Origin of the sequence: Bradyrhizobium sp. 41S5 (assembly GCF_011516665.3) — a bacterium.
Lineage (GTDB): Bacteria > Pseudomonadota > Alphaproteobacteria > Rhizobiales > Xanthobacteraceae > Bradyrhizobium > Bradyrhizobium quebecense.
On sequence record NZ_CP083721.1, the window covers coordinates 4,490,465 to 4,516,334 of the forward strand.

Sequence of the window (25,870 nt, forward strand, 5' to 3'; positions counted from 1 at the left end):
TCAGTGACCTTGTTGCGACCGCGGTTTGGTTTGGCCCATGTCGGTCGGCCGGGCGATTTCGGCTTCGAACATCTCGACGATGCGCGCGAGCGCCTCGTCTTCGGTGTATTCGCTCTCGCGCGAATAGGCGCGTGCAGCGTGGCGGGCGATGTCCACGAGCATCAGCCCCCACATGTCCGGCTCCTCGAAGGCGCGCTGGAACGCGATCGACAGGCCGCCGTCGACGACGAAGGCGCGTAGCACCTCGACGGCGTCGTCGCGGCCCATCACGTCGGGTGGCAACGGCTGCTCCTTGGGACCGGCCATCGGCGTTACCGGTACGACACGGCCTTGGCGGCCGCGACCACCTCGGCGACGGAGGGCAGAGCGAGCTTTTCGAGGTTCGCGGCATAGGGCATCGGCACGTCCTTGCCCGAGACGCGCGCGACCGGCGCATCGAGATAGTCGAAGGCATGCTCCATGATGCGGGCAGCGACCTCGGAGCCGACGCCGCTCTGCTGCCAGCCCTCCTCCACCGTGACCGCACGGCCGGTCTTCTTCACCGAATTGATGATCGTCTCGGTGTCCATCGGACGGATGGTGCGGAGATCGATCACCTCGGCCTCGATGCCTTCCTTTGCGAGTTCATCGGCGGCCTTCAGCGCATAGGACATGCCCATCGCCCAGGAGACGATGGTGACGTCCTTGCCGGCGCGCGCGATCCGCGCCTTGCCGATCGGCACCACGAAATCGGGCAGCTTCGGCACCTCGCCGGTGTGGCCGTACAGCATCTCGTTCTCGAGGAAGACCACCGGATTGGGATCGCGGATCGCGGCCTTGAGCAGGCCCTTGTAGTCGGCGGCCGAGTACGGCGCGATCACTTTGAGGCCCGGGATCTGCGAGTACCAGGCGGCGTAGTCCTGGCTGTGCTGGGCGGCGACGCGCGCCGCGGCGCCGTTCGGGCCGCGGAACACGATCGAGCAGCCCATCTGGCCGCCGGACATATACAGCGTCTTGGCGGCGGAATTGATGATCTGGTCGATCGCCTGCATCGCGAAATTCCAGGTCATGAACTCGACGATCGGCTTCAGCCCGGCCATCGCGGCGCCGACGCCGACGCCGGCAAAGCCGTGCTCGGTGATCGGCGTGTCGATCACGCGCCGGGCGCTAAACTCCTGCAACAGGCCCTGCGTCACCTTGTAGGCGCCCTGATACTCGGCGACCTCCTCGCCCATGATGAAGACATCGCCGTCGCGCCGCATCTCCTCGGCCATCGCATCGCGCAGCGCCTCGCGAATGGTCTGAGTGACCATCTCGGTACCTGCCGGAATTTCCGGGTCGGGCAATGCTTCGCTGACCGGCGCGGCCGGCGCCTTCGCCGCGGGCTGCGGCGCTTCCGCCTTGGCTTCCGCAGCGGGAGCCTCCGCGGCCTTCGGCTGCGGCGCCGGTGCGGCAGGCGCCTTGGCGAGGTCGGCGGCGCTTTCGCCGTCGGCCAGAATGGTGGCGATCGGCGTGTTCACCGCAACGTCGGCGGTGCCTTCCGGAATCAGGATCTTGCCGAGCGTGCCCTCGTCCGTCGCCTCGACCTCCATCGTCGCCTTGTCGGTCTCGATCTCGGCGATGACGTCACCGGACTTGATGGTCTCGCCTTCCTTTTTCAGCCATTTGGCGAGGTTGCCCTTCTCCATGGTGGGCGACAGCGCAGGCATCAGCACTTGAATGGGCATATCAGCTCCCGAAATCGGTCTTGAGATTCTTCTGCGCGGGTTGGGTCAGCGGTAGATGTCGGTGTAGAGCTCGGATGGATCGGGCTCCGGATCGTGCTGCGCGAAGTCAGCGGCTGCGTTGACGATCTCGCGCACCTCGGCGTCGATCGCCTTCAAATCCTGCTCGCTCACGCCTGCCGCCAGCAAGCGGTTGCGCACCTGCTCGATCGGGTCCTGGTCGTGGCGAACCTTCTCGACCTCCTCGCGAGTGCGGTACTTCGCTGGATCGGACATCGAATGGCCGCGGTAACGGTAGGTCTGCATCTCGAGAATGATCGGACCGTTGCCACCGCGGCACCATGCCGTGGCCTCATCGGCGGCCGCCTTGACCGCGCGCACGTCCATGCCGTCGACCTGCTTGCCGGGAATGTTGAACGAAACGCCGCGCTTGGAGAAGTCCTGCTGCGCCGAGGCGCGCGACACCGCGGTGCCCATCGCGTAGCGATTGTTCTCGATGACGTAGATCACCGGCAGCTTCCACAACTCCGCCATGTTGAAGCTTTCGTAGACTTGGCCCTGGTTGGCCGCGCCGTCGCCGAAATAGGTCACGCTGACGTTATCGTTGCCGCGATAGCGGTTGGCGAACGCAAGGCCGGTGCCCAGAGACACCTGGGCGCCCACGATTCCGTGACCGCCGTAGAAATGCTTCTCCTTGCTGAACATGTGCATGGAGCCGCCCTTGCCGCGGGAGTATCCGCCGCGGCGTCCGGTCAACTCAGCCATCACGCCCTTGGCTTCCATGTCGCACGCAAGCATGTGGCCGTGGTCGCGGTAGCCGGTTATGACCTCGTCACCCTGCTTCAATGCCATCTGCATGCCGACCACGACGGCTTCCTGGCCGATATAGAGATGGCAGAAGCCGCCGATCGCACCCATGCCGTAGAGCTGACCGGCCTTCTCCTCGAAACGCCGGATCAGGAGCATATCCCGCAGAGCCTTGAGCTCCTGCTCCCTGGAGAATTCGGGCGGAGAGCCAGCCTTCTCCTGCCCTGATTCCTTTGCGACGGTTTTCTTGGGTGTGGCCATGGCAATTCCGGGTGAGAGAAGTCGAAGAACCCTCTCTAACCCAACTCAAATCGCCTTGGAAGGATTGCATTCGCCGGATGGAATTTTGCTATGCCGCACTGCAACGCGGCGCGACACTTTTGTGATGTTGATCGATCAATTTTGAAATTTGAAGAACGGGCGCGGTTATGTTGGGACAAAGCACTGTCCAAAAATCACTGCCGGTGTCAGTTCGCCTTGTTGATCCGAACCAGATCGCGCGGATTGGCGTAGTCGAGCTGGAAGCGCGCGCGCTCGTCCAGCATGTCGGGATCGACCCGATCCGACCGCAGCAGCGACACCCGCTGCTCGCCCTCGGCCCGCTCCTTCTTCAGCCGCGCCAGCTCCGAGGTCAGCGCGATGATTTCCTGGTCGAGCTCCTGCCGCGCGTTCAGGCCGTATTTGCCGGTGTAGGCGTTGACGCCGAAATAGCCGACCATCAGCGCCGCCAGCGTGTAGAGGGCGAGCCCGGTCAGAATCGATTTGAGGCGTGTGCGGGAAACCATGGCCGCGAAGATGCGGCCATGCGGTTAACGGAGTGCTAAACCAGAGCGTTTTCGAGCGAAGCCTGTCCTGGACTTGATCCGGGATGGATAGCGGTTCGCGCGCAGAAAACCCGTCAGGACAACAAGCCCGGAGCCCCGCTCCGATTCAATCGGAACGGGGCGCTAAGTCAGCCGTTCTGCTTCGCGACGAAGGCGGCGAAGGCGTCGAGGTACTGCTGCAACACCGTCTTGAGCGCTTCCTTGGTCAGTTCGCCCTGCTCGTCGAAGGCATCGCCGACGCCGTTGAGATAGGCTTCCGGCTGACCGAGGATCGGACCGGAAATGCCCGGCAGGATGTTCTGCAGATGCTTCACCGCGCTGACACCGCCGAGCGGTCCAGGCGAATTGCCGATGATGCCGACCGGCTTGCCGAGGAACGAGCTCTTGCCGTAGGGCCGCGAGGCGACGTCGATCGCGTTCTTCAACACACCCGGAACCGAACGGTTGTATTCGGGGGTCACGAACAGCACGCCGTTCGACTTCTGCAGCTTCTCGCGGAAGGCCAGCCAGTCCGCCGGCGGCGCCGCCTCGAGGTCCTGGTTGAAGAAGGAAATGCCCTCGAGGGTCGTCACATCGAGATTCAGCGAGGCCGGCGCAAGCTTGGCCAGCGCATTGGCGATCTTGAGCGAGAAGCTCTGCTTGCGGATACTGCCGACGATGGTGACGATGTTATAGGCCATTGCAAAATCCCCTCGGGTTACGCGTAAGACTGGTGCACTTCACCTACCGGCACGCCAAGAACGATGCAAGTGCATGGATCGTCCAATTCCGGAAACGCAGCGTTCGCGAAATTTGCGTGAACATCGGGCTTCACCCAACCAGGAGGTCCCGAAGCGCCGGCCCGGACCATGCGTAGCAAATTGTCGACATCTTCGTCCGAGCATACTGCCACGGATTCCCACATCACCCGCCCACGTCGAGAGGCCAAACAATGCCAGAGCGCAAGATCCGGGTCGCGATCCTGTTCGGTGGCCGTTCCGCCGAGCACGACGTTTCGCGGGCATCAGCCGCCAACGTACTTCGCTCGCTCGACCCGGATCGCTATGACGCGACGGCGATCGGCATCACCCGCGATGGCCGCTGGGTGGTCACCGACGCGGGAAACGGCGCCGGCACGGGAAGCGGCGCGCTGACCATTCCGGACCAGGAACCGCAACTCGCTTTGCTGCCGGGCGGACAGGGCCGCGTCGTGGTGCTTCGGGGACCGGCGGCGGGACCAGCGGAATTGCCGGCGTTCGATGTCGTCTTCCCGGTCCTACACGGCCCGAACGGCGAGGATGGCACAGTGCAGGGCGCGCTGGAATTGTCGGATGTCGCCTATGTCGGCTCGCGCGTGATGGGTTCGGCGGCTGGCATGGACAAGGACATCGCCAAGCGCCTGATGCGCGAGGCGGGCTTGCCGATCGTCCCCTTTGTCGCGATGTCGAGCGCGGCTCCCATCAGCTATCACGACGCGGTCAGCGCGCTGGGGTCGCAGGAGGTCTTCGTCAAGCCCGCCAACATGGGATCATCGGTCGGCGTGTCGAGGGCGCGCACCGCGGAGGAGTTCGAGGCCGGCTGCAGATTGGCGTTCCGCTTCGACACCAAGATCCTGGTCGAGCGCGGTGTCGCGCCGATCCGCGAGGTCGAATGCTCCGTGCTCGAGGACGCCGAGGGCCGCGTCCGTGCCTCCCAGCTCGGCGAGATCGTTCCGTCCGACAAGCACGGCTTCTATTCCTACGACGCGAAGTATCTCGATGCGAACGGCGCGCTGCTGCAAGTGCCGGCCAATGTGCCGGCTGGCGTCGCCGAAACCATCAGGGAACTCGCCATCAAGACGTTCGGCGTGCTCGGCTGCGAGGGCATGGCGCGGATCGACTTCTTCCTGCACGGCGAGCAGGCCTTCGTGAACGAGGCAAACACCCTGCCCGGCTTCACCAACATCAGCATGTATCCGCGGCTGTGGGAGGCCAGCGGCCTGCCGCAATCCAAGCTGATGGATGTCCTGATCGGCCACGCCCTGGAGCGTCACAAGCGCTCCAGGAAGCTGGCATTCGAGCGCGACTAGAGCGTTTTCGAGCGAAGTGGGTGCCGGTTCGCGTGAAGAAAACGCGTCAATGCAAGAAGCAGGAGCTTCGGTTCTGATTCGATCAGAACCGAATGCTCCAGACGCCGTTCGTTACGCGCCCTTGTTCGGATTGATCAGGAATTTCTCGCCGGTCGCGCGCTTGCCGTAGACCGCGATGTTGTCGAGCTGCAGGGTCTCCCGCAGCGACACCACCTTGGTATAGTGGCTGGCGAAAGTCGTCTTCAATTCCGCCACCACGCGCTGGCGCAGCTTGTTGCCGGCCTCCGGACCGATCTTCATCAGGAACGGGAACAGCAGCCAGCCGCCGATGCCCCAGGCCATGCCGAAGCCGCGCGGCAGCTCGATCTCGCGGGTATCGAGGCTGCCGTAGACATAGACCTGCTTGTGCACGTTCGAGCCGTAGCGGCTATAGACCTTGGCGGTCTTGTTGATCGCGGTCTCCATCGCAACCAGGATCTGGCCCGCGAGCTTGCCGCCGCCGATCGCGTCGAAGGCGATGGTCGCGCCGGTCTCGACCAACGCGCCGGTGAGCTTGTCCATGAAATCGGGCGCGCTGGAATCGACAACATGCTTGGCGCCGATCTTGTGCAGGATGTCGGCCTGCTCCTTGTTGCGCACGATGTTGACGAGGCCGATGCCGTCCTTGAGGCAGATCCTGTTCAGCATCTGGCCGAGGTTCGACGCTGCCGCCGTGTGCACCAGCGCCTTGTGCCCCTCGCGCCGCATCGTCTCGGTCATGCCGAGCGCGGTCAGCGGATTGACGAAGCAGGATGCGCCTTCCGCCGGCGTGGTGCCTTCGGGCAGCGGCAGGCATTCGTTGACGCGCAGCGTGCGGTATTGCGCATACATCGCGCCGCCGATCATCGCGACGGTGCGGCCCATCAGCGCTTTCGCCGCGTCCGACGAGCCGGTCCTGATCACGACACCGGCACCTTCATTGCCGACCGGCATCGACTCGTCGAGCCGCGCGGCAAGGCCAGCCAACGCCGCTTCTGGCACGCGGGCGGTCACCACGGGCAATTCCTTGCTACCGGAGACCTTTGCCGCCGCCATGTTGGCCGGGCCGATCAGGAGCCCGAGGTCGGACGGGTTGATCGGGGTCGCCTCGACCCGGACCACGACCTCGTCGGGACCGGGCTCGGGGGTCGGGACATTGACCAGCGACAATTCCAGTTCGCCATCCTTCTTGAGTAGCGAACGCAGCTGCAGACCGCTCTTGCCGTCACTCATCCCGACCTCCCTTTTTTGCGTCTTGTTAAGTCCCGATCAGTTGGGGCGCCAGGCCAGCGCCTTCAAGGCCGCCCTGCCCGCGTATTTCGCCTGCGTGCCGAGCTGCTGCTCGATGCGCAGCAGCTGGTTGTACTTAGCGGTGCGGTCGGAGCGCGCCAGCGAGCCGGTCTTGATCTGCCCGCAATTGGTGGCGACCGCGAGGTCGGCGATCGTGGAGTCCTCGGTCTCGCCGGAGCGATGCGACATCACGGCGGTGTAGCCGGCCTTGTAGGCCATCTCGATCGCCGCAAGCGTCTCGGTCAGCGTGCCGATCTGGTTGACCTTGACCAGGATCGAATTGCCTCGACCGTTCTTGATGCCGTCGGCAAGCCGCGTGACGTTGGTGACGAACAGGTCGTCGCCGACCAGCTGGCACTTCTTGCCGATCGCATCCGTCAATTCCTTCCAGCCGTCCATGTCGTCTTCCGACATGCCGTCCTCGATGGTGACGATCGGATAGCGGCTGACGAGATCGGCGAGATACTTTACCTGCTCCGAACGCGAGCGGGTTTTGTTCTCGCCACCGTAGACGTAAGCCCCTTCCTTGAAGAATTCGGTGGAGGCGCAGTCGAGCCCGAGCACGACATCGTCGCCCGCCTTGTAGCCGGCCTTGCCGATCGCGTTCATGACGAACTCGAGCGCGGCGTCGGCCGACGGCAGGTTCGGCGCAAAGCCGCCCTCGTCGCCGACATTGGTGTTGTGGCCGGCCTTCTTCAGCTCGCCGCGCAGCGTGTGGAAGATTTCCGAACCGCAACGCAGCGCTTCGGCAAACGATGTGGCGCCGACCGGCAGGATCATGAATTCCTGGAAGTCGATCGGGTTGTCGGCATGCACGCCGCCATTGATGATGTTCATCATCGGCACCGGCAGCGTCCGCGCCGAGGTGCCGCCGACATAACGATACAGCGGCATGTCGAAGGATTCGGCCGCGGCCTTGGCGCAGGCCAGCGACACGCCGAGGATGGCGTTGGCACCTAACCGGCTCTTGTTCGGCGTGCCGTCGAGCTCGATCATGATCTGGTCGATCGCGACCTGCTCCTCGACGGCCTGGTCGCTGAGCGCCTCGAAGATCTCGCCATTGACGGCCGCAACCGCCTTTTCCACGCCCTTGCCGAGATAGCGCGACTTGTCGCCGTCGCGCAGTTCCACCGCCTCATGGGCGCCGGTGGACGCGCCCGACGGCACCGCCGCGCGGCCGATTGACCCATCCTCCAGCACCACATCGACCTCGACCGTGGGGTTGCCGCGGCTATCCAGGATTTCGCGGCCGATGATGTCGACGATGTCAGTCATGAGTACCTCTTGTGGCAGTGAGGGGGTCGGGATGGCGGTGCTTCTAGCGCAATGCATCGAGGGGGAAAAGGCCGGGTGACGGACGCCCGATCATAGGCTAGGAGACCCCCACGGAGACCCCGAATGGCGAAGAAATCCAGCAAATCAACGACCTCCCCCGGCCTGCAACTCGGCCGTGCGGTGGAATGGCCCGACGCGCCGGAAAAGGCGCGGCTCGACCGCGTGCCCAATCCGCAGGCTGGTACCGATTATCTGGTGCGCTTCACGGTGCCGGAGTTCACCTCGATCTGCCCGGTAACGGGCCAACCGGATTTCGCGCATCTGGTGATCGATTATGTGCCGGGCCGCTGGCTGCTCGAGTCCAAATCGCTGAAGCTGTTCGCCGCGAGCTTCCGCAACCACGGCGCGTTCCATGAGGATTGCACGGTCATGATCGGCCGGCGGATATCAGACGAGATCAAGCCGAAATGGCTGCGCATCGGCGGCTACTGGTATCCGCGCGGCGGCATCCCGATCGACGTGTTCTTCCAGACCGGCCGGCTGCCGAAGGGTCTCTGGGTTCCCGATCAGGGCGTCGCAACTTATCGCGGGCGGGGTTAGGTCGGGCCCACTTCAGTTCGCCGCGTCTGCTGATTCCTCGGAAACCGGCGCAGAAGCCGACGTGCATGTCGGCCTTGGGCCCAGGAACTGACATGGCGCACCCTTCGATGTATGATATGTTCGAGCATGGCTGCTCCGATGTGGTCGAAGCGACCACGATCGAAGACGATCGACACTCCCGTTGTAGGCGGCGGGCAAGCGGCCGGCCATGAGCTATCGTTTGAAGAAGTCAGGCATAGTGAGCAGACGCGGGCATTATCGTGAGTGGGAGTAGTTCAGCACGGGGAATAGTTTACTCGTATTGACGGAGGCACATTTGGGTAGAATGTTTTTGGATTGCCGAGATTACCCAAGTGAGATGAACTGCACGATCGCGATTTCAGCTGATACTCAAAAGGAACTTCTGGAAGCGGCGGTACAACACGCTGTCGCGGTGCATGGCCATCACGATAGTCCAGAATTGCGCCATGAATTGGCGAAGATGATAAAGACCCAGTAGGCGGGCCAATCGATCCGTGACCGCCGCGAAGCGGAAGTGAATGCATCCGCTTTCAACTTGCGCACCCACGTAGGCGCGCTTCCTCTACGGGAGCGTCTCAGTGCTTTGGGAGAAGACGGTGACCGCTTTCAATGCTGTGCGTTTTCGAGTGAAGCCGGGGCGCGATCAAGAGTTCTTGGACGCTCACAAGACAATTGGAGCAACCTGGCCGGGTTTATTGCACGCCAGCATTATCAAAACCGGTGACCATTCCTACTGCATGATCGCCGAGTGGCAAGATATGGACGCGTGCATCAAGGCGCGGCCAGCCATGATTTTCACTCTGAATTCTTTTCGCGACACGCTCGAAGATCTCGGCAACGGTCTCGGCCTAACCGATCCGGTTGCGGGTCCGGTCATCTCATCCCTGAAATAGCGGTTGTGGGAATAGCGCTTGCGTCCGACGTCTCTCAACGGCGCATGGCGGCCCTGGGGTGGATCATGACGTTTCGGCGATCTTTGCCGCGATGGGCATGCACACCTTCCATCTGATCTAGCGGTCGCAAACCCACGATGGGCTGCGAGGGGATGCAAGGCTCCTCTCGCAGCTTCGCCCACTCTGGGCGGCTCGCGAGCGCGTCCGCCCGGCGCGTCTGCCGTGGCGAAGCGAGATTGTTGAGTAGCCAGCAGGAACTGAGCGACCGCTGCCGGATTAGCCTAGGTCAATTTGCGTCCTCGCAAATCACAACCGGGCTTGCACATTCAAATGACACGCTCGGCTGTTCTGGTCGTCGAAGACGATCTTCTGATCCGCATGCAGGCCGCCGACATGGTCGAGGAAGCTGGGTTCCACGCCATTGAAGCCGGGAACGCCGACGACGCGATGACGATTCTTGAAACGCGTGACGACATCCGGGTGATTTTCACCGATATCCAGATGCCCGGCTCGATTGACGGCCTGAGGCTTGCGCATGTCGTTCGCCATCGTTGGCCGCCGATTGCGATCATTGCCACGTCAGCCACTGAGGTAACCCTCAACGACCTCCCCGCCGGCGGTCATTTCATTCCCAAGCCGTACAGCCTCGCCGACGTCGGGATGCACCTCCGGCAGGTTACGGCTGACCAATAGTGGGGATTGCGCGCCGGCGTCACCTCCAGCGCGTGTCACCACAAAGGATGCAATGACCGATCATGACAGCTGGGCGGACGTGCGGAACAATCGCCAGCCCAAATAGCTGAAAGTGCCCGACCATTGATGCACCAATCTGGCGCAATGAACGCAGTGAAACTTTCCACTGCGATCGTTGCGATCCTGTGAGGCCTCATATGTGGCACCACAGCTCTCGCAGGAAAAATACACTGAAATATGAGGCAAACTGATCATTTGGCTGCGCTGCTCCCTGAGTGGGGCGAAAGCGCAACCGGCGTTCTCATCACCGATAGAAGCCACGGGCCGGGCGGCGATATGGGAAGCATACGCCGATCCTGCTGGCAGCGATAGGGCCACGATCAAAAGCGATGCGGTGGACATCCGGTCTGAGCACCGACGGATGTTTCTTTCGAGGCCAACACCACCGTTGAAGCCGCTTTGGCGGGACATTCGATGTCACGGTATCCGCACCTGGCATTTCAAACACTGAAAGCAGCAGATCTCCGGATCAATGCAAGCGAAGCCGGCCGGCACATGGTCAGCGCGCGTGCCGCTATCGCCTCTCACATAGGCATAGCCATCCACCTGAGACAGAATAGCCACGTCGATGCTCCCGCAGCGTGGGCACTCGAGGTCTACGGTCCATCTATCGCGCGCGACCATGGGTCAATATTGCCTCGTTGGAGCGACTGCTTGAATAGCAAGCACTTAGGCGACTGACCGACACAATGCCTTGATGCTTGCGTGGACATGACTTGAGGGATCGCTAGGGCTCGACGTCCGGGCGCAGGTCGGCATCGGCCGGACGCCGCTGCTTCAGGAACCTCGCGCAGATGAAGCCGAGCACGACCATCACGGCGGCGGCGGAAACGAGCGTCGCGGTCTTTCCGGCATGTTGCAGGCCGAAGCCATAGGCGATCGGGCCGACGGTCTGCCCCATGAAAAAGAAGAACGAGTGTAGCGACAGCGCGGTGGCGCGTGCCTCGACCGACAGCTCGCTGGCGAACACCTGCAGGCAGCCATGGATCATGTAGAAGCCGAGGCCCATTACCAGGAGGCCCGCCATCTGCAGCTTCCAGTGCGGCCCGAACGCGACGCCGACCAGCTGGATGCCGACCAGCGTTGCGCCGACGACCATCATGCCCCTCACGCCGATCAACGGCAGCAGGCGCGCCACCGTCAGCGTGTAGAGCAATCCGCCGATCGCAAAGCCCGCGATCACGATGCCGGCGATCGAGAGCGAGGTCTCGCCGAGTTCGAACAGGAACGAGGCGATGAAGGGAAACAGCCCAAGCACGCAGCAGCCTTCGATGAAGACCGCCGAATAGCAGATCCGCGCGTTCGGATTGGTGAAGATGGTGCGATAGCCGTGGCGAAGCGCCTTCAGGCTGGTGCGCGGCGGACGGTTCAGCGCAGCGCCGCGAAAGCCGGCCGCAACCGCGAGCGCAACGATGATCACGAGGCCGCCGAGCACGGCGAGCACGCCGCGCCACCCGAGGAAATCGCCGATCAGACCGGAGGCCGTGGCGCCGAGCAAGTTGCCGGTCATCGAGCCCGCGAGCGTTCGCCCGATCGCAAGCTGCCGCTTGTCGGGACCGACGAGATCGCTGGTCAGCGACAGCGCCACCGGAAACACGCCGCCCGAACCGATGCCGGCGAGGATGCGGGTCACGAACAGCATCGGAAACGAGGTCGAGAGTGCGCCAAGGATGTTGGCGACGCCGAGCAGGACGAGGCAGATCGTCATCAGCCGCGCCTTGCCGAACAAATCGGCGGCGGCGCCGATCGCCGGCTGGACCGCGGCAAAGGTGAAGGCGAACACCGCGGCGAAGCTCGCCGCGGTCGCAATGCTGACGCCGAAATCCTCCGCGACATGCGGCAGCACCGGATCGAGTGCGCGCACCGACAGGCTCGCCGCGAAGGTCGCCAGCGTGATGACGTTGAGGGCCGGCGGCATGCCGCTCGTTGCGGTCATGTCGTCGTCCGCCGGTCAGGTTGCCGTCTTGGCGAGCGCGTCGAACTGCATCAGCCGCTTGACGAGGGATTCGAAGTCGCGGAGCGGCACCATGTTGGGGCCGTCGGACGGCGCGTGATCCGGATCGGGATGGGTCTCGATGAACACCCCGGCAACGCCGACCGCGACCGCGGCGCGCGCCAGCACCGGTACGAATTCGCGTTCGCCGCCCGAGGACGTGCCCTTGCCGCCCGGCTGCTGCACCGAATGGGTGGCGTCGAAGATCACAGGCGCGCCGGTGGTGCGCGAAAGGATCGGCAACGCGCGCATGTCGGAGACCAGCGTATTGTAGCCGAACGACGCGCCGCGCTCGGTGACCAGCACATTGGGATTGCCGGCGCCGGTGATCTTGCTGACCACATTCGCCATGTCCCATGGCGCGAGGAACTGGCCCTTCTTCACGTTGACGACCTTCCCTGTCGCGGCCGCAGCCAGCAAGAGATCGGTCTGCCGGCACAGGAAGGCCGGGATCTGCAGCACATCGACCGCCTGCGCCGCCTCGGCGCACTGGTCGGGCTCATGCACGTCGGTCAGCACGGGCAGCCCGAGCGAAGAACGTATCTCGGCGAAAATCGGCAGCGCCTGCTTCAGCCCGATGCCGCGCGCGGCCGACGCACTGGTGCGGTTCGCCTTGTCGAACGAGGTCTTGTACACCAGACCGATCTTGAGCCTGGAGGCGATCTCCTTCAGTGCGGACGCCACTTCAAGTGCATGCGCGCGGCTCTCGAGCTGGCAGGGACCGGCTATGATCGAGATTGGCAACGCATTGCCGAATTTGGCCGATCCGACGGCAACGATCGGCGCGGCGGCTGGCGCGGAAACCTGATTTGTCAAAATGCTGCATCCTTTTGCCGGCGACCATGCAATCCCGCGCCGGAGGGATCAAGCCATCCCGCACGATGAGGGGGTTGCGCTGACGCCGTGGGTGCGCCCTGCTATCACAATCCTGCCCCAACCGCTCCTTCTAGAGCGTTTTCGAGCGAAGTGGGTACCGGTTCGCGTGAAGAAAACGCGTCAAAACAACAAATCTAGAGCCCCGTTCCGATTCAATCGGAACGGAAAAGGCTCTAGACTGTCGCGGAACGGATTCCCATGAGGAACGAAATGCGCATTTCGGTTGTGATCGGAGCTGTGACCGCCCTATCGGCGATGCCGGGCCTGGCGCACGCCCAGACTAGCAGCCAACCCGGCGTCGTCACCGGCGGCGCCGCAGGCGTCACCGTCAACGGCAAGCCAGCCGCGCGCAGCGGCGACACCACCAGCAATGGCGGCCCACTCGTCGAGGGCGTACCCAACGTCCTGATCAACGGCAAGCCGGCCGTGGTCATGGGCGATCGCATGCATTGCGGCGGCAAGACCACTTCAGGCAGCCACGGCGTCTTCATCAACGGCAAGCCGATGGTCCGCGAGGGCGATCAGACGTCGGGCTGCCCGCAATAGTTTCGCCGCGGCATTTTCGGACGGGACCCGCTACAGCAGATGGCGCACTGTGCCTCGCCGGCAAGAAACTCGCCAACGCAGGTCCGCACGGCCAAAATATCGAAAAACAACCCCATGCAAAGGAGCTGGCGGCTACCGGCGTTCGACAAGGCACCTTGACCCGTCGGGCAAATCAGGGATATATTTCCAATATTCCGAAATCATGCAAGCACCCCCTCGCCTGCCGTCGTTGCGCGGAGCGACAGCGACGAAGCACTCCATCGCTCGCATATGCGGTGCCAATGGATTGCTTCGCTTCGCCCGCAACGACGGCAGCCTGCGTCACTTCACCGCCGAGAACGCGGTCGGCACCAACAGCTGGTTGACGATATTGAGGACGATCTGGCCGTCTTCCTCGGTCTTGGCTCGCGCGGTGATCCATTCCGGATCGGTCGCGAACGCGGTCCACTTCTTCTCGCGCTCGGCGAGCGATTCCCAGGCCAGCAGATAGGTCAGTTCCTGGTTGGATTCGCCGACCAGCGTCGTGAAGAAGCCGGCCTGCCTGATACCGTGCTTGTCCCAGAGCTTCAGCGTGATGGTCTCGAAGCGCTTCAGCAGCGCCGGCAGCCGGCCCGGCAGGCAGCGATAGACGCGGGTCTCGTAGATCATTGGCGGTCCTCCCAGATTTGTTGCGCGGGCGGTTATAGCCAGCGGGTTCCGGACTGTCTTGAGGGGGTGACAACATGGCACCCCTGCTCGCGGCAGGCGGCCATTCCCGCAATGTTGTTGCAATGTTACTTGCCCTACAACCGGCCGTACGGGAACTGGACCCAAAAGCACATGCGGATACTGCTGGTTGAAGACGAGGCCGAAATGGCGGCGGCGCTGTCACAGGCGCTGAAGGGCTACGACATGGTCGTCGATCACGTGCCGACCCTTGCCGAGGCCGAGGAAGCGATTTCCGCCGATGTGCACGGCGCCGTCCTGCTCGACCGCCAGCTTCCCGACGGCGACGGCCTGACGCTGATCCCGAGGCTGCGCGCCAAGGCCGGCGGCGTTCCGATCATCGTGCTGACGGCACGCGGCGATCTCGCCGACCGCATCACCGGCCTCGATAGCGGCGCCGACGATTATCTGGCCAAGCCGTTCGCGGTCGAGGAGCTGTTGGCGCGGCTGCGCGCCGTGCTGCGCCGTCCCGCCGGCGTGCAGTTCGAGATCATCAAGGCCGGCCGGATGGCGTTCGATTGCAGCCATCGCGAGGCCAGCGTCAATGGCCGCCCGCTCGAGCTGCCGCGACGCGAGTTGCTGGTGCTGGAGACGCTGCTGCGCCGGATGGGCCGCACCGTGCTGCGCGCGACGCTCGAGGAAGCCGTCTACAATTTCGAGGACGAGATTCAGTCGAACGCGCTCGATGCTCACGTCTCGCGGCTGCGGCGCAAGCTCGCCGACTCCGATGCCGGCGTCGAAATCCACAGCATCCGGGGCGTGGGCTACCTGCTGAAGCAGGTATCATGAGCGAACCCGCCGATCACTACTGCCTGCGCTCGCAACTGAGCTGGCGCCTGGTTGCGCTGCAGGCGGTCTTGCTGACGGGACTCGTGCTCACGGTGCTCGGCGCGCTGTGGGCCTCGGGCTTCCTGCTGGTCAACCGGGATGAAGATCGCGTCATCGACGTCGTGCAATCGGCCGTCGCGCGCAACGCGCAGGGCGAACTCGTGCTGCGTCCGACCGACGGTCTCAACAAGCTGCGCGCCGAGATTCCCGATCTCTGGTTCGCCGTGCGGGACCGCGAGGGGCATACGCTGTCCGAAGGCGAGGTGCCACCCGATTTCGCGCGGATCGGCAATGCCCTCGATCATATCAGCCAAGCGCGGCTCGGTTACCAGATGCTGGAGGACAGCCCGGGCAAGCCGGCGGCGCGGCTGAAGCGCGTCAACACGGATGCCGGAAACGTCCAGATTCTTACCGCGACACAAGGCCGGATGACCGGGACCAAGGCGCTGCTGGTGATGGCGGTGACGTGCCTGGGCACTACCCTGCCCGGCCTTTTGCTGATGGCGTGCGCCACATTCATCGCGACGCCGATGGTGGTGCGGCGCGCGTTTGCGGGCATCGACTCCACGGCCGACGAAGCCCGCCGGATCGATTTCCGCCAGCGCGGCAGCCGGCTGTCGGCCGACCATTTGCCGCTTGAAGTCGCGCCGCTGGTGAGCGCCGTCAACGATGCGCTGAAGCGGCTCGACGACGGCTATTCGCGTCATCAGCGCTTCGTCGCGGATGCCGCGCACGAATTGCGCACGCCGATCGCGATCCTCAACACGCGGCTGGAGTCGCTGCCGTCAGGGCCAGAGAAAACCCGCCTGCTCGAGGATGCGGCACGGCTTGCGACGCTCGCCGAGCAGTTGCTCGACATCCAGCGTTTCGACCAGTGCCGCAATCCGTTCGGCCGCGTCGATCTCGTCGCGATCGCGCGCAATGTCACCGCCGACCTCGCGCCGCTCGCGATCGCGGCCGGTTACGAATTGTCACTCGATACCGCAACCGATCGGGTCGAGGCGCTGGGCGACCGCGCCGCGCTCGAGCGTGCGCTGACCAATCTCGTGCAGAACGCCATCCAGCATGGCGGCCGCCGCGGCACCATCACCATCCATGTCGGTAGCGCCGCGACGATCGACGTCACCGATGAAGGCAACGGCATTCCGAAGGATGAGCGCACCCGGATCTTCGATCCGTTCTATCGGCTTGCGCCGCTCGATCGCGGCGCCGGCCTCGGGCTCAACATGGTGCGCGAGATCGCAAGACTGCACGGCGGTCACGTCTCCGTGCTCGATGGCCCGAAAGGTGGCGCGAGCTTCCGTCTCACATTACCGCCGGCACCGTTTGCATCGTGATGCCAGCGCGTTTTCGAGCGAAGCCTGTCCCGGACTTGATCCAGGATGGGCGCCGGTTCGCTTGAAGGAAACGCGTCAGACGAGAGTCTGGAACCCGTTCCGATTCAATCCGAACGGGCTTCAGCAACATCGCGCAATGTTGTCGCAATGCAGGCCCCGCAAAGAAGAGAATGCGCCGCGCAATCGAGTCGAGGCGCGGCGACACTTTGCTGGGAATCCCAATGTCACATGATCTCCTGTCTTTCTTCACGGCGTGGATGGCAGCCCCCGGCCGCGTCGGCGCCATCGCGCCCTCGGGCGCAGCGCTCGCCGAACTGATCACGCGCGACATCAGCGCCAAGACCGGTCCGGTGCTGGAGCTCGGTCCTGGAACGGGCGCCTTCACCTATCAGCTGCTGAAGCGCGGCGTGCGCCAGCAGGATCTCACGCTGATCGAATACGGTTCGGATTTCATGCGGCTGTTGCAGCTCCGCTTTCCCGGCGCGCGCGTGCTGTGGATGGACGCCGCGCGGCTGGCCTCGGAACGGCTGTATGAGGGCGCGCCGGTCGGCGCCGTCGTCAGCGGACTGCCGCTGCTCAACATGTCGCCACGCAAGGTGATCTCGATCGTCAGCGGCGCATTCAACTACATGCGTCCCAATGGCGCGTTCTATCAATTCACCTACGGCATGCGCTGCCCGGTACCGCGACCGATCCTCGACCGGCTTGGTCTGCGCGCCACGCTGGTCGATCGCGCCATCCTCAACGTGCCGCCTGCGGCGGTCTACCGGCTGACGCGACGCCCGCAATACAAGCTCATCACGCGCGACGTCACTCCTGCGGCCGATGCAGGCATCTCACCGATCAAGAAGGAACGCCGGGCCAGCAAGGACTGCGCCGCCGTGTGACGGCGCAGCTGACGGCGGCTTACATCAGCCGGCTCTGCTTCGCTGCCGCTTCGATGAACGACGCAAACAGCGGGTGCGGCTCAAAGGGCAGCGACTTCAGCTCGGGGTGGAACTGGACGCCGATGAACCAGGGATGGTCCTCGTATTCGACGATCTCCGGCAGCACGCCATCGGGCGACATGCCGGAGAAACGCAGGCCGTGCTGCTCGAGGCGGTCCTTGTAGGCGGTGTTGACCTCGTAGCGATGGCGGTGCCGCTCGGAAATCTCGGTCGCGCCGCCATAGACCTGCGAGACGCGGCTGCCGCGATTCAGCGCCGCGGGATAGGCGCCGAGCCGCATGGTGCCGCCGAGGTCGCCGCTCTGCGAGCGCTTCTCGAGCTCGTTGCCGCGCAGCCATTCGGTCATCAGGCCGACCAGCGGCTCGCTGGTCGGGCCGAACTCGGTCGAGTTGGCCTCCTCGATGCCGACCAGATTGCGCGCGGCCTCGATCACGGCCATCTGCATGCCGAAGCAGATGCCGAAATACGGCACGTCACGCTCGCGCGCGAACTGCGCCGCGCGGATCTTGCCCTCGGCGCCGCGCTGGCCGAAGCCGCCGGGCACCAGGATGCCGTTGACGTGCTCGAGGAACGGCGCCGGGTCCTCGTTCTCGAACACCTCGCTCTCGATCCAGTCGAGATTGACCTTCACCTTGTTGGCGATGCCGCCATGCGAGAGCGCCTCGATCAGCGATTTGTAGGCGTCCTTCATGCCGGTGTACTTGCCGACGATCGCGATCGTCACCGCGCCTTCCGGATTGCGGACGCGCTCGTTGATGACGTTCCAGCTCTGCAGCGCCGGCGGAATCTTCGCCGTGATGCCGAACGCGGCCAGCACCTCGTCGTCGAGACCGGCGGCGTGATAGGCCTCCGGCACGGCGTAGATGTTGTCGACGTCGCGCGCCTCGATCACGGCGCTCTCGCGCACGTTACAGAACAGGCCGAGCTTGCGCCGCTCTTCCTTCGGGATTTCACGGTCGGTGCGGCACAGCAGGATGTCCGGCTGGATGCCGATCGAGCGCAGCTCCTTGACCGAGTGCTGCGTTGGTTTTGTCTTGAGTTCGCCGGCACTTGGAATGTACGGCAAAAGCGTCAGGTGAATGTAGACGGCGTGATCGCGCGGCAGCTCGTTCTTGAGCTGGCGGATCGCCTCGAAGAACGGCAGGCCCTCGATGTCGCCGACGGTGCCGCCGATCTCGACCAGCACGAAATCGTAGTCGTCGTTGCCCGACAGCACGAATTCCTTGATCGCGTTGGTGACGTGCGGGACCACCTGGATGGTGGCGCCGAGATAATCGCCGCGGCGCTCCTTGGTGATGATGTCCTGGTAGATCCGCCCGGTCGTGATGTTGTCGGCCTTGGTGGCCGGACGACCGGTGAATCGCTCGTAATGGCCGAGATCGAGATCGGTCTCGGCGCCGTCGTCGGTCACGAACACTTCGCCGTGCTGATACGGCGACATCGTTCCGGGATCGAGGTTGAGATAGGGATCGAGCTTGCGAAGGCGGACTTTGTAGCCTCGGGCCTGCAGCAGAGCGCCGAGCGCCGCCGATGCCAGACCCTTTCCGAGCGAGGAGACCACGCCGCCGGTGATGAATATGTACCGCGCCATGGGACTTTACCTTTAAGCCGACTCCAGCGATTCGCAAAACGAATCAGCTATTCCCGGCAAACATTCCACCGGGCTGTGGGTTACATTAAATTTGGAAGCGATTTCAGAGCATTGATGGGGATTTCTGATGCAGGATGCCAGCGCCGCATCCTGCATGGCGCCCCTGCTTTATTGCGACCGTGGTGCCTGCGGGCCGGTCGGAGCCTGCTGCCCCTGCTGCTCGTCGGTCTTCTTAAGCGAATCGAGGATGCCGCCGGAGGTCGGTGGAGTGATCGGCGCGCCGCTGGCCGGCTGGGTCTGCGCCGGTGCGCCGGTGCCGATGATCGAGCTCGGCTTGCGGTCGTAGCCCGCATACCAGGACAGGAACAGGCTGGTCAGGAAGAAGCCCGCCGCGAGGATCGCGGTGGTCCGCGACAACAGATTCGCGGTGCCGCGGCTCGACATGAAGCCGGCGCCGCCGCCCATGCCAAGGCCGCCGCCTTCGGATTTCTGCAACAGAACAGCGCCGATCATGACGGCGACGATCATGAGATGGATAATGATAACGACAGTCTGCATCGCAAGCCTTCCGTCACAAGCCGCCAAGCGGCCAGACAAACGGCGCTATCGGCTTTGCGGTTTTTCGTGAAGTCGCGCCCTGTTACACGATTGGACCGGGCATTGTCACCCCCGAGATAGTCGCAATGGCTGACATCACAAGCTGCCTCGGTTGCGCTCGCCTGAGCCTTGATCGGAACCGGCCATTTCCATTATAATAGACAAATGGATACTTTGATAGACGACGTGAGCCACCGCTTGGCACAGCGGATCCGGCTCGAGCGCGACGGCCGGGGCTGGTCGCTGGCCGAGCTTGCCGAACGCTCCGGCGTCTCGAAGGCGACAATCAGCAAGATCGAGCGCGCCGAAGTCAGCCCGACCGCGGTCGTGCTGGTGCGTCTCGCCTCGGCCTTCGACCTCACGCTGGCCGGGCTGATGTTGCGCGCCGAGAGCCAGGGCGAACGGCTGTCGCGCGCCGACACCCAGCCGGTCTGGCGCGATCCCGACACCGGCTATCTGCGCCGCCAGGTGTTCAGCCGTCCCGATCATCCGGTCGAGCTGGTGCGGGTTGAAATGCCGCCAAAGCAATCCGTGACCTTGCCCGCCTCGTCCTACGCCCATATCCGCCAACTGGTCTGGGTGCTGAGCGGCAGCCTCGTCATCACCGAGGGCGGCGCGCGCCATGTGCTCGGCACCGGCGATTGCCTCGGCTTCGGGCCGCCCGCTGAGACCACCTTCGCCAACGAAACCAACGCCGGCTGCACCTACGTGGTCGCCCTGGCCCGGAGCTGAGCGCATGTCGCACTTCGCCATCAAGCCGCTCGAGGACGAGCCGGACCTGCGCAACGCGCTCGGCGCGCTGCTGGTCGAGACCGTCGCGAGCGGCGGCTCGGTGAGCTTCATGCATCCGCTGCCGTTAAATGACGCGAAGGCATTCTGGCAGGACTCGCTTGGCGCCGCTGCGCGCGGCGAGCGAGTAGTGCTCGGCGCGTTCGACGGCGACAGCCTGATCGGCACCGTAACGCTGCTGTTGAAGCTGCCGCCGAACCAGCCGCATCGCGCCGAGATCGCCAAGATGATGACGCACGTGAGCCACCGCAACCGCGGCGTGGCGACAGCATTGCTGCGCGCCGCCGAGCAGCTGGCGATCGCGCACGGGCGCACGCTGCTGGTGCTCGACACCGCCGTCGACGACGGCGCCGCGCCGCTTTACGAGAAGCAGGGCTTTCAGCTCAGCGGCATCATCCCCGATTACGCGCTGAAACCGCATGGCGGCCTCACCGGGACGATGATCTACTGGAAGCGGATCGGCGCGGCCGCCATCCCGTCATCCTGAGGCGCGAGCCTTGCGGCGCAATTGCGCCGCTGGGCGAGCCTCGAAGGATGCACGGCCACCAGCCGGACCGTCGATCCTTCGAGACGCCGCTACGCGGCTCCTCAGTATGACGGTGCGAGAAGCGCCGCTCAACACCCCGCGGCGATCGCCAAAAAGTCCGATGCCTTCAGGCTGGCGCCGCCGACCAGCGCGCCGTTGACATTGGCGACGGCCATCAGCTCGGCGGCATTCGACGGCTTCACCGAGCCGCCATAGAGGATCCTGATCCGGTTTCCCTCGCCCTTGAAGCGATCGGTGAGCTGACCTCGGATAAACCTGTGAACTTCCTCGACATCCTTCGCCGTCGGGGTGAGACCGGTGCCGATCGCCCAGACCGGCTCATAGGCCACCACCAGATTGGCCCCAGTCGAGCCGTCGGGCAGCGAGCCCGCAAGCTGGGTGCCGCAGACATCGAGTGTCTTGCCGGCGTCGCGCTGCTCGCGCGTCTCGCCGATGCAGACGATCGCGGTCAGGCCGGCACGCCAGACGGCCTCCGCCTTCTGCCGAATCAAGGCGTCGGTCTCGCCATGGTCGGCGCGCCGCTCGGAGTGGCCGACGATGATGGCGACCGCGCCGAGATCCCCAAACATTTCCGCCGAGAGGTCGCCGGTGTGAGCTCCCGAAGCCTTCGGATGGCAATCCTGGGCGCCGACGGCGACCTTCGAGCCGCGCGCCTTGTCGGCAAAGGCCCCGACCAATGTCGCCGGCGGACACACCAGGAGATCGGCCTTCCCGGCGACATCGCCGGCGCCGGCCAGCATCGCGTCGAACTCGACAAAAGAGGATTTCAGGCCGTTCATTTTCCAGTTGCCGGCGATCAGCGGCCGGATGGCGTCGGTCATGTCGGATTTCCCATCATTCAAGCGTGCCCCTGCGCTATCAGAGCCGGGCGGCGACTTCCAGAGCGCGGCTTCGCGCCTGCCGTGCGACGCTTCCGCCCGCGCGCCCGAGGTTGCGGGGGGGCACGAGCCACTTTATAAGCGTTTTCAATTCGGTGACGCCCTGCTGCTGGACCAAAAGTCCCGACTTTTAGTCCCACTTGGGTACGACCCGGTTCCCCTCCTGTAAAACAAGTTGGACCCATGCTTCGAGGAATGCGGAAAGCCTCATCAAACTGGCTCGGCAAGACGATTATGGCCGTGGTGATGGGCGTTTTGATCGTCAGTTTCGGAATTTGGGGCATTGCCGACATCTTCAAGGGGTTTGGCCAGTCGACCTTCGCCAAGGTGGGCGGGACCGAGATTTCGGCCGAGCAGTTCCGCCAGATCTATACCGACCGGCTGCAGCAGCTTGGCCGCCAGTTCGGCCGTCCGCTGACCCCCGACCAGGCGCGCGCCTTCGGGATTGACCGCCAGGTGCTGCAGCAGACGCTCGCAGAGGCCGCGCTGGACGAGGAAGCGCGCCGCATGGGCCTCAACCAGTCCGATGCCGAGGTGCTGCGCACGATCTACAACGATCCGAACTTCAAGGGCCTCAACGGCCAGTTCGATCCGCAGCGCTTCCAGTCCGTGATCCGCAACTTCGGCTACACCGAGGGCCGCTACATCGCCGAGCAGCGCCGCGTCGGCCTGCGGCGGCAGATCGCCGGCACCATCTCGTCCGGGATCGAGCCGACCAAATCGATGGTCGAGGCGCTGACCCGCTTCCAGAACGAGCAGCGCTCGATCGACTACGTCACGCTCGGCGCCGCGCAGGCCGGTACCATCGATCCGCCCTCGCCCGAGGCGCTCGCCGCCTATTTCGAGGACCACAAGGTCCAGTTCCGCGCGCCCGAGTACCGCAAGATCGCCTTCGTCGCGATCACGCCGGAAGAAATCGGCAAGTGGGAAACCGTGTCCGACGAGGAGGCCAAGAAGATCTTCGAGGAGCGCAAGGACCGGCTCAGCACGCCGGAGAAGCGCGAGGTCTCGCAGATCGTGTTTCCGGACGCCGGTGAGGCGCAGGCCGCCCGCGCCCGCATCACCTCGGGCACCTCGTTCGACGACATCGCCAAGGAGCGCAAGCTCAATCCCGCCGACGTCAATCTCGGCCTGGTCACGAAGTCGGCGATCCTCGATCCGGCCGTCGGCGACGCCGCCTTCTCCCTGCCCGCGGGTGAAGTCAGCCAGCCGGTCCAGGGCCGCTTCGGCGTGGCGCTGGTCAAGGTCGGCAAGATCGAGCCCGGCGTGACCCCGACCTATGAGAGCCTTGCGCAGCAGGTGAAGAACGAGATCGCGACCGAGCGCGCCCGCGCCAAGGTCGCAGAGCTCCGCGACAAGATGGAAGACGAGCGCGGCGGCGGCTCCAGCGTCATCGACGCGGCGCAGAAGCTGAAATTGACCGCCGTCACCATCGACGCGATCGATCGCTCGGGACGTCTGCCGAACGGCCAGGTCGCGTCAAACATCCCGCACGGCCTCGACGTGGTGTCGCAGGCCTTCAACAGCGACGTCGGCGTCGACAACGACCCGATCCAGTTCAACAACGGCTATGTCTGGTACGACGTGCTCGGCATCACGCCGTCGCGCGAGCGCACCCTCGACGAGGTCCGCGACCAGGTCGAGGCCAAGTGGCGCGAGGACCAGATCTCCGCCAAGCTGCGCGCCAAGGCGACAGAGATGGTCCAGAAGCTCGACAGCGGCGCCAAGCTCGCCGACGAGGCCACGGCGGCCGGCGTCAAGGTCGAGACCGCTGCGAACTTCCGCCGCGAGGCCACGCTGCCCAACGTGCCCGCCGGCGTGATCGCGGCCGCATTCCGCACCGCCAAGGACGGCGACGGACAGACCTCCGCAGCCGGCGGCAGCCAGTGGGTGGTGTTCCGCGTCACCGATGTGACGGTGCCTCCGGTCGACTTCGCCTCCAACGAGGTCAAGCAGCTCACCGAGGCGCTGCGGCGCTCGTTGAGCGACGAGCAGGTCGCGCAATATGTCGCGAAGATCGAGACCGACATCGGTGTGACCGTCAACCAGGCAGCCTTCGCACAGGTGACAGGCGCAAATAATTGAGCATGATCGGGACAGCGCGACGACGCGCTGCGCGGCGATCAAGCTCCAACAACAGACCCTGAGCCAGCGAATGGACGACCTGAAATCGATCATCGGAAAAGTCGCCACCGGCGCCACGCTGACGCGTGAAGAAGCGGCGTCCGCCTTCGACAGCATGATGTCGGGCGAAGCCACGCCCTCGCAGATGGGCGGGCTGTTGATGGCGCTGCGGGTGCGCGGCGAGACCGTCGAGGAGATCACCGGCGCGGTCAGCGCGATGCGCGGCAAGATGCTGCGGGTCACCGCACCGGCGGAGGCCGTCGACATCGTCGGCACCGGCGGCGACGGCTCGGGCTCGGTCAACGTCTCGACCTGCGCGGCCTTCATCGTGGCCGGCGCCGGCGTGCCCGTTGCCAAGCACGGCAACCGCGCACTGTCGTCGCGCTCGGGCGCCGCCGACGTACTTGCCTCGCTCGGTGTCAAACTCGACCTGACGCCGGAGCAAGTCGGGCGCTGCATCAAGGAAGCCGGCATCGGCTTCATGTTCGCGCCTTCGCATCATCCGGCCATGAAGAACGTCGGCCCGACCCGGGTCGAGCTCGCCACCCGCACCATCTTCAACCTGCTCGGGCCGCTGTCGAACCCGGCCGGCGTCAAGCGGCAGATGGTCGGCGTGTTCTCGCGGCAATGGGTGCAGCCGCTGGCGCAGGTGTTGAAGAACCTCGGCTCCGACAAGGTCTGGGTGGTGCACGGCTCCGATGGCCTCGACGAGATCACCCTCACCGGTCCGACTTTCGTTGCAACGCTCGAGAACGGCGAGATCAGGACATCAGAGGTGACGCCGGAAGATGCGGGCCTCGGCCGGGTCGGCGGCGAGGCGCTGAAGGGCGGTGATGCCGACGCCAATGCGATCGCGCTGTCGAGCGTGCTCCAGGGCAAGCCGAGCGCCTATCGCGACGTCGCTTTGCTCAACGCGGCCGCCGCGCTGATCGTGGCCGGCCGTGCCAGGGATTTGAAGGAAGGCGTGGCGATCGGCGCCCAGTCGCTCGACAGCGGCGCGGCCGCGGCGCGGCTGAAGCATCTGGTCGCGGTTTCCAACGGCTGAGAGCGCGAGACATGTCCGACATCCTGACCAAGATCGAGGCTTACAAGCGCGAGGAGATCGCCGCCGCGAAGCGCGCGCGTCCGCTCGCCGAGATCGAGGCGCAGGCGAAAGCGGCCTCAGCTCCAAGCGGCTTCGTCCGCGCCCTCAAGGACAAGCACGCACGCGGCGACTACGCGCTGATCGCGGAGGTGAAGAAGGCCTCGCCCTCGAAGGGGCTGATCCGGGCCGACTTCGATCCGCCGGTGCTCGCGAAAGCCTATGAAGCCGGGGGCGCGGCGTGCCTGTCGGTACTGACGGATGCGCCCTCGTTCCAGGGCCATCTCGATTTCATGGTCGCGGCCCGCGCGGCGACCAATCTCCCGGTGCTGCGCAAGGACTTCATGTTCGACACCTATCAGGTGGCGGAGGCGCGTGCCCATGGCGCCGACTGCATCCTGATCATCATGGCCGCGCTCGACGACACGGCGGCGAGCGAGATCGAGGACGCCGCGCTCGGCTATGGCATGGACGTGCTGATCGAGATCCACGATCGCGCCGAGCTCGACCGTGCCCTGAAACTTCGCTCGCCGATGATCGGCGTCAACAACCGCAATCTGCGGACCTTCGAGACGACGCTCGCAACCAGCGAGGCGCTGGCGCCGCTGATCCCCGGCGACCGCCTGATGGTCGGCGAGAGCGGCATCTTCACGCCTGAGGATCTCGCCCGCCTCGAGCGCGTCGGAATGTCGACCTTCCTGGTCGGCGAGAGTCTGATGCGCCAGCAGGACGTCACCGCGGCCACCCGCGCCTTGCTGACGCGGCAGACGGCACCGCGCGCCACCGGCACGCGCTGATCC

27 protein-coding genes are annotated in these 25,870 nt (G+C 64.6%); 14 read left to right on the forward strand and 13 right to left on the reverse strand.

Annotated features, from left to right (window positions below):
- The 5 genes from HAP47_RS21505 to HAP47_RS21525 form a co-directional block, all read right to left on the reverse strand.
- Nucleotides 1–306, reverse strand: a complete 306-nt coding sequence (locus HAP47_RS21505; RefSeq protein ID WP_021079261.1) for a DUF5076 domain-containing protein — start codon at nucleotides 304–306, stop codon at nucleotides 1–3.
- A 5-nt stretch (nucleotides 307–311) separates the two neighbouring features.
- Nucleotides 312–1,706 carry a pyruvate dehydrogenase complex E1 component subunit beta gene (locus HAP47_RS21510; protein WP_173642875.1) on the reverse strand — a complete coding sequence of 465 codons (1,395 nt, stop codon included), beginning with the start codon at nucleotides 1,704–1,706 and terminating at the stop codon, nucleotides 312–314.
- 45 nt (nucleotides 1,707–1,751) lie between these two features.
- Nucleotides 1,752–2,771 carry a pyruvate dehydrogenase (acetyl-transferring) E1 component subunit alpha gene (gene pdhA / locus HAP47_RS21515; protein WP_173642874.1) on the reverse strand — a complete coding sequence of 340 codons (1,020 nt, stop codon included), beginning with the start codon at nucleotides 2,769–2,771 and terminating at the stop codon, nucleotides 1,752–1,754.
- A gap of 206 nt (nucleotides 2,772–2,977) precedes the next feature.
- Nucleotides 2,978–3,295, reverse strand: coding sequence for an FtsB family cell division protein (locus tag HAP47_RS21520; protein ID WP_092114550.1), 318 nt, complete (start codon nucleotides 3,293–3,295; stop codon nucleotides 2,978–2,980).
- Between the two features lie 167 nt (nucleotides 3,296–3,462).
- Complete coding sequence (locus HAP47_RS21525; protein ID WP_173642873.1) at nucleotides 3,463–4,014, reverse strand: NADPH-dependent FMN reductase; 552 nt, start codon at nucleotides 4,012–4,014, stop codon at nucleotides 3,463–3,465.
- A gap of 251 nt (nucleotides 4,015–4,265) precedes the next feature.
- Here HAP47_RS21525 and HAP47_RS21530 point away from each other — a divergent pair, with 251 nt between their 5' ends.
- Nucleotides 4,266–5,381 (forward strand): D-alanine--D-alanine ligase family protein, encoded by a 1,116-nt coding sequence (locus tag HAP47_RS21530; protein ID WP_173642872.1) that lies wholly within the window; start codon nucleotides 4,266–4,268, stop codon nucleotides 5,379–5,381.
- Between the two features lie 111 nt (nucleotides 5,382–5,492).
- Here HAP47_RS21530 and HAP47_RS21535 read toward each other — a convergent pair whose 3' ends face one another.
- Both HAP47_RS21535 and eno read right to left on the reverse strand, forming a co-directional pair.
- Entirely contained in the window at nucleotides 5,493–6,632 is a 1,140-nt protein-coding gene (locus tag HAP47_RS21535; protein ID WP_176396292.1) for a zinc-binding dehydrogenase, read from the reverse strand.
- Between the two features lie 36 nt (nucleotides 6,633–6,668).
- A complete protein-coding gene (eno, locus tag HAP47_RS21540) occupies nucleotides 6,669–7,964 on the reverse strand; it encodes a phosphopyruvate hydratase (RefSeq protein WP_173642871.1) in 1,296 nt (431 codons plus the stop codon).
- A gap of 123 nt (nucleotides 7,965–8,087) precedes the next feature.
- On the opposite strand from eno, the gene queF reads away from it, so the two are divergent.
- From queF to HAP47_RS21560, 4 genes are all read left to right on the forward strand, one after another.
- The gene (queF, locus tag HAP47_RS21545) at nucleotides 8,088–8,564 is read left to right on the forward strand and encodes a preQ(1) synthase (RefSeq protein ID WP_097676339.1); all 477 of its coding nucleotides are present in this window, start codon (nucleotides 8,088–8,090) and stop codon (nucleotides 8,562–8,564) included.
- A gap of 358 nt (nucleotides 8,565–8,922) precedes the next feature.
- Complete coding sequence (locus HAP47_RS21550; RefSeq protein WP_371821822.1) at nucleotides 8,923–9,063, forward strand: DUF1059 domain-containing protein; 141 nt, start codon at nucleotides 8,923–8,925, stop codon at nucleotides 9,061–9,063.
- 118 nt (nucleotides 9,064–9,181) lie between these two features.
- Nucleotides 9,182–9,478, forward strand: coding sequence for an antibiotic biosynthesis monooxygenase (locus HAP47_RS21555; RefSeq protein ID WP_173642869.1), 297 nt, complete (start codon nucleotides 9,182–9,184; stop codon nucleotides 9,476–9,478).
- A gap of 330 nt (nucleotides 9,479–9,808) precedes the next feature.
- Complete coding sequence (locus tag HAP47_RS21560; protein ID WP_173642868.1) at nucleotides 9,809–10,171, forward strand: response regulator; 363 nt, start codon at nucleotides 9,809–9,811, stop codon at nucleotides 10,169–10,171.
- 787 nt (nucleotides 10,172–10,958) lie between these two features.
- On the opposite strand, the gene HAP47_RS21565 is transcribed toward HAP47_RS21560, so the two are convergent.
- Nucleotides 10,959–12,167 carry an MFS transporter gene (locus tag HAP47_RS21565; protein WP_173642867.1) on the reverse strand — a complete coding sequence of 403 codons (1,209 nt, stop codon included), beginning with the start codon at nucleotides 12,165–12,167 and terminating at the stop codon, nucleotides 10,959–10,961.
- A 15-nt stretch (nucleotides 12,168–12,182) separates the two neighbouring features.
- Complete coding sequence (gene kdsA, locus HAP47_RS21570) at nucleotides 12,183–13,040, reverse strand: 3-deoxy-8-phosphooctulonate synthase (protein WP_173642866.1); 858 nt, start codon at nucleotides 13,038–13,040, stop codon at nucleotides 12,183–12,185.
- 270 nt (nucleotides 13,041–13,310) lie between these two features.
- Between kdsA and HAP47_RS21575 the strand changes: the two genes are divergently transcribed.
- Nucleotides 13,311–13,646: a PAAR domain-containing protein gene (locus HAP47_RS21575; RefSeq protein ID WP_173642865.1), complete on the forward strand. Its 336-nt coding sequence runs from the start codon at nucleotides 13,311–13,313 to the stop codon at nucleotides 13,644–13,646.
- A gap of 321 nt (nucleotides 13,647–13,967) precedes the next feature.
- Here HAP47_RS21575 and HAP47_RS21580 read toward each other — a convergent pair whose 3' ends face one another.
- A complete protein-coding gene (locus HAP47_RS21580) occupies nucleotides 13,968–14,294 on the reverse strand; it encodes an NIPSNAP family protein (protein ID WP_173642864.1) in 327 nt (108 codons plus the stop codon).
- Between the two features lie 171 nt (nucleotides 14,295–14,465).
- Between HAP47_RS21580 and HAP47_RS21585 the strand changes: the two genes are divergently transcribed.
- The 3 genes from HAP47_RS21585 to HAP47_RS21595 all read left to right on the forward strand — a co-directional run bounded on the left by HAP47_RS21585 (nucleotide 14,466) and on the right by HAP47_RS21595 (nucleotide 17,403).
- Nucleotides 14,466–15,140, forward strand: coding sequence for a response regulator transcription factor (locus tag HAP47_RS21585; protein ID WP_173642863.1), 675 nt, complete (start codon nucleotides 14,466–14,468; stop codon nucleotides 15,138–15,140).
- Nucleotides 15,137–16,516, forward strand: coding sequence for a sensor histidine kinase (locus HAP47_RS21590; protein WP_173642862.1), 1,380 nt, complete (start codon nucleotides 15,137–15,139; stop codon nucleotides 16,514–16,516). The genes HAP47_RS21585 and HAP47_RS21590 overlap by 4 nt, the downstream gene beginning before the upstream one ends.
- 221 nt (nucleotides 16,517–16,737) lie before the next feature.
- Nucleotides 16,738–17,403 (forward strand): class I SAM-dependent methyltransferase, encoded by a 666-nt coding sequence (locus HAP47_RS21595; protein WP_173642861.1) that lies wholly within the window; start codon nucleotides 16,738–16,740, stop codon nucleotides 17,401–17,403.
- A gap of 19 nt (nucleotides 17,404–17,422) precedes the next feature.
- Here the strand turns inward: HAP47_RS21595 and HAP47_RS21600 are convergent, their stop codons facing one another.
- The gene (locus HAP47_RS21600; protein ID WP_173642860.1) at nucleotides 17,423–19,054 is read right to left on the reverse strand and encodes a CTP synthase; all 1,632 of its coding nucleotides are present in this window, start codon (nucleotides 19,052–19,054) and stop codon (nucleotides 17,423–17,425) included.
- A gap of 168 nt (nucleotides 19,055–19,222) precedes the next feature.
- Nucleotides 19,223–19,612 (reverse strand): preprotein translocase subunit SecG, encoded by a 390-nt coding sequence (secG, locus tag HAP47_RS21605; RefSeq protein ID WP_173642859.1) that lies wholly within the window; start codon nucleotides 19,610–19,612, stop codon nucleotides 19,223–19,225.
- A 204-nt stretch (nucleotides 19,613–19,816) separates the two neighbouring features.
- Between secG and HAP47_RS21610 the strand changes: the two genes are divergently transcribed.
- Both HAP47_RS21610 and HAP47_RS21615 read left to right on the forward strand, forming a co-directional pair.
- Nucleotides 19,817–20,383 (forward strand): helix-turn-helix domain-containing protein, encoded by a 567-nt coding sequence (locus HAP47_RS21610; protein WP_173642858.1) that lies wholly within the window; start codon nucleotides 19,817–19,819, stop codon nucleotides 20,381–20,383.
- Nucleotides 20,384–20,387: 4 nt separating this feature from the next.
- A complete protein-coding gene (locus HAP47_RS21615; protein ID WP_173642857.1) occupies nucleotides 20,388–20,927 on the forward strand; it encodes a GNAT family N-acetyltransferase in 540 nt (179 codons plus the stop codon).
- Nucleotides 20,928–21,055: 128 nt separating this feature from the next.
- On the opposite strand, the gene tpiA is transcribed toward HAP47_RS21615, so the two are convergent.
- A complete protein-coding gene (gene tpiA / locus HAP47_RS21620) occupies nucleotides 21,056–21,808 on the reverse strand; it encodes a triose-phosphate isomerase (protein WP_173642856.1) in 753 nt (250 codons plus the stop codon).
- A 240-nt stretch (nucleotides 21,809–22,048) separates the two neighbouring features.
- On the opposite strand from tpiA, the gene HAP47_RS21625 reads away from it, so the two are divergent.
- From HAP47_RS21625 to trpC, 3 genes are all read left to right on the forward strand, one after another.
- Nucleotides 22,049–23,950 carry a peptidylprolyl isomerase gene (locus tag HAP47_RS21625; RefSeq protein ID WP_173642855.1) on the forward strand — a complete coding sequence of 634 codons (1,902 nt, stop codon included), beginning with the start codon at nucleotides 22,049–22,051 and terminating at the stop codon, nucleotides 23,948–23,950.
- Between the two features lie 70 nt (nucleotides 23,951–24,020).
- Nucleotides 24,021–25,034, forward strand: coding sequence for an anthranilate phosphoribosyltransferase (trpD, locus tag HAP47_RS21630; protein WP_173642854.1), 1,014 nt, complete (start codon nucleotides 24,021–24,023; stop codon nucleotides 25,032–25,034).
- Nucleotides 25,035–25,045: 11 nt separating this feature from the next.
- Nucleotides 25,046–25,867, forward strand: a complete 822-nt coding sequence (trpC, locus tag HAP47_RS21635; protein WP_173642853.1) for an indole-3-glycerol phosphate synthase TrpC — start codon at nucleotides 25,046–25,048, stop codon at nucleotides 25,865–25,867.
- Nucleotides 25,868–25,870: the final 3 nt, after the last annotated feature.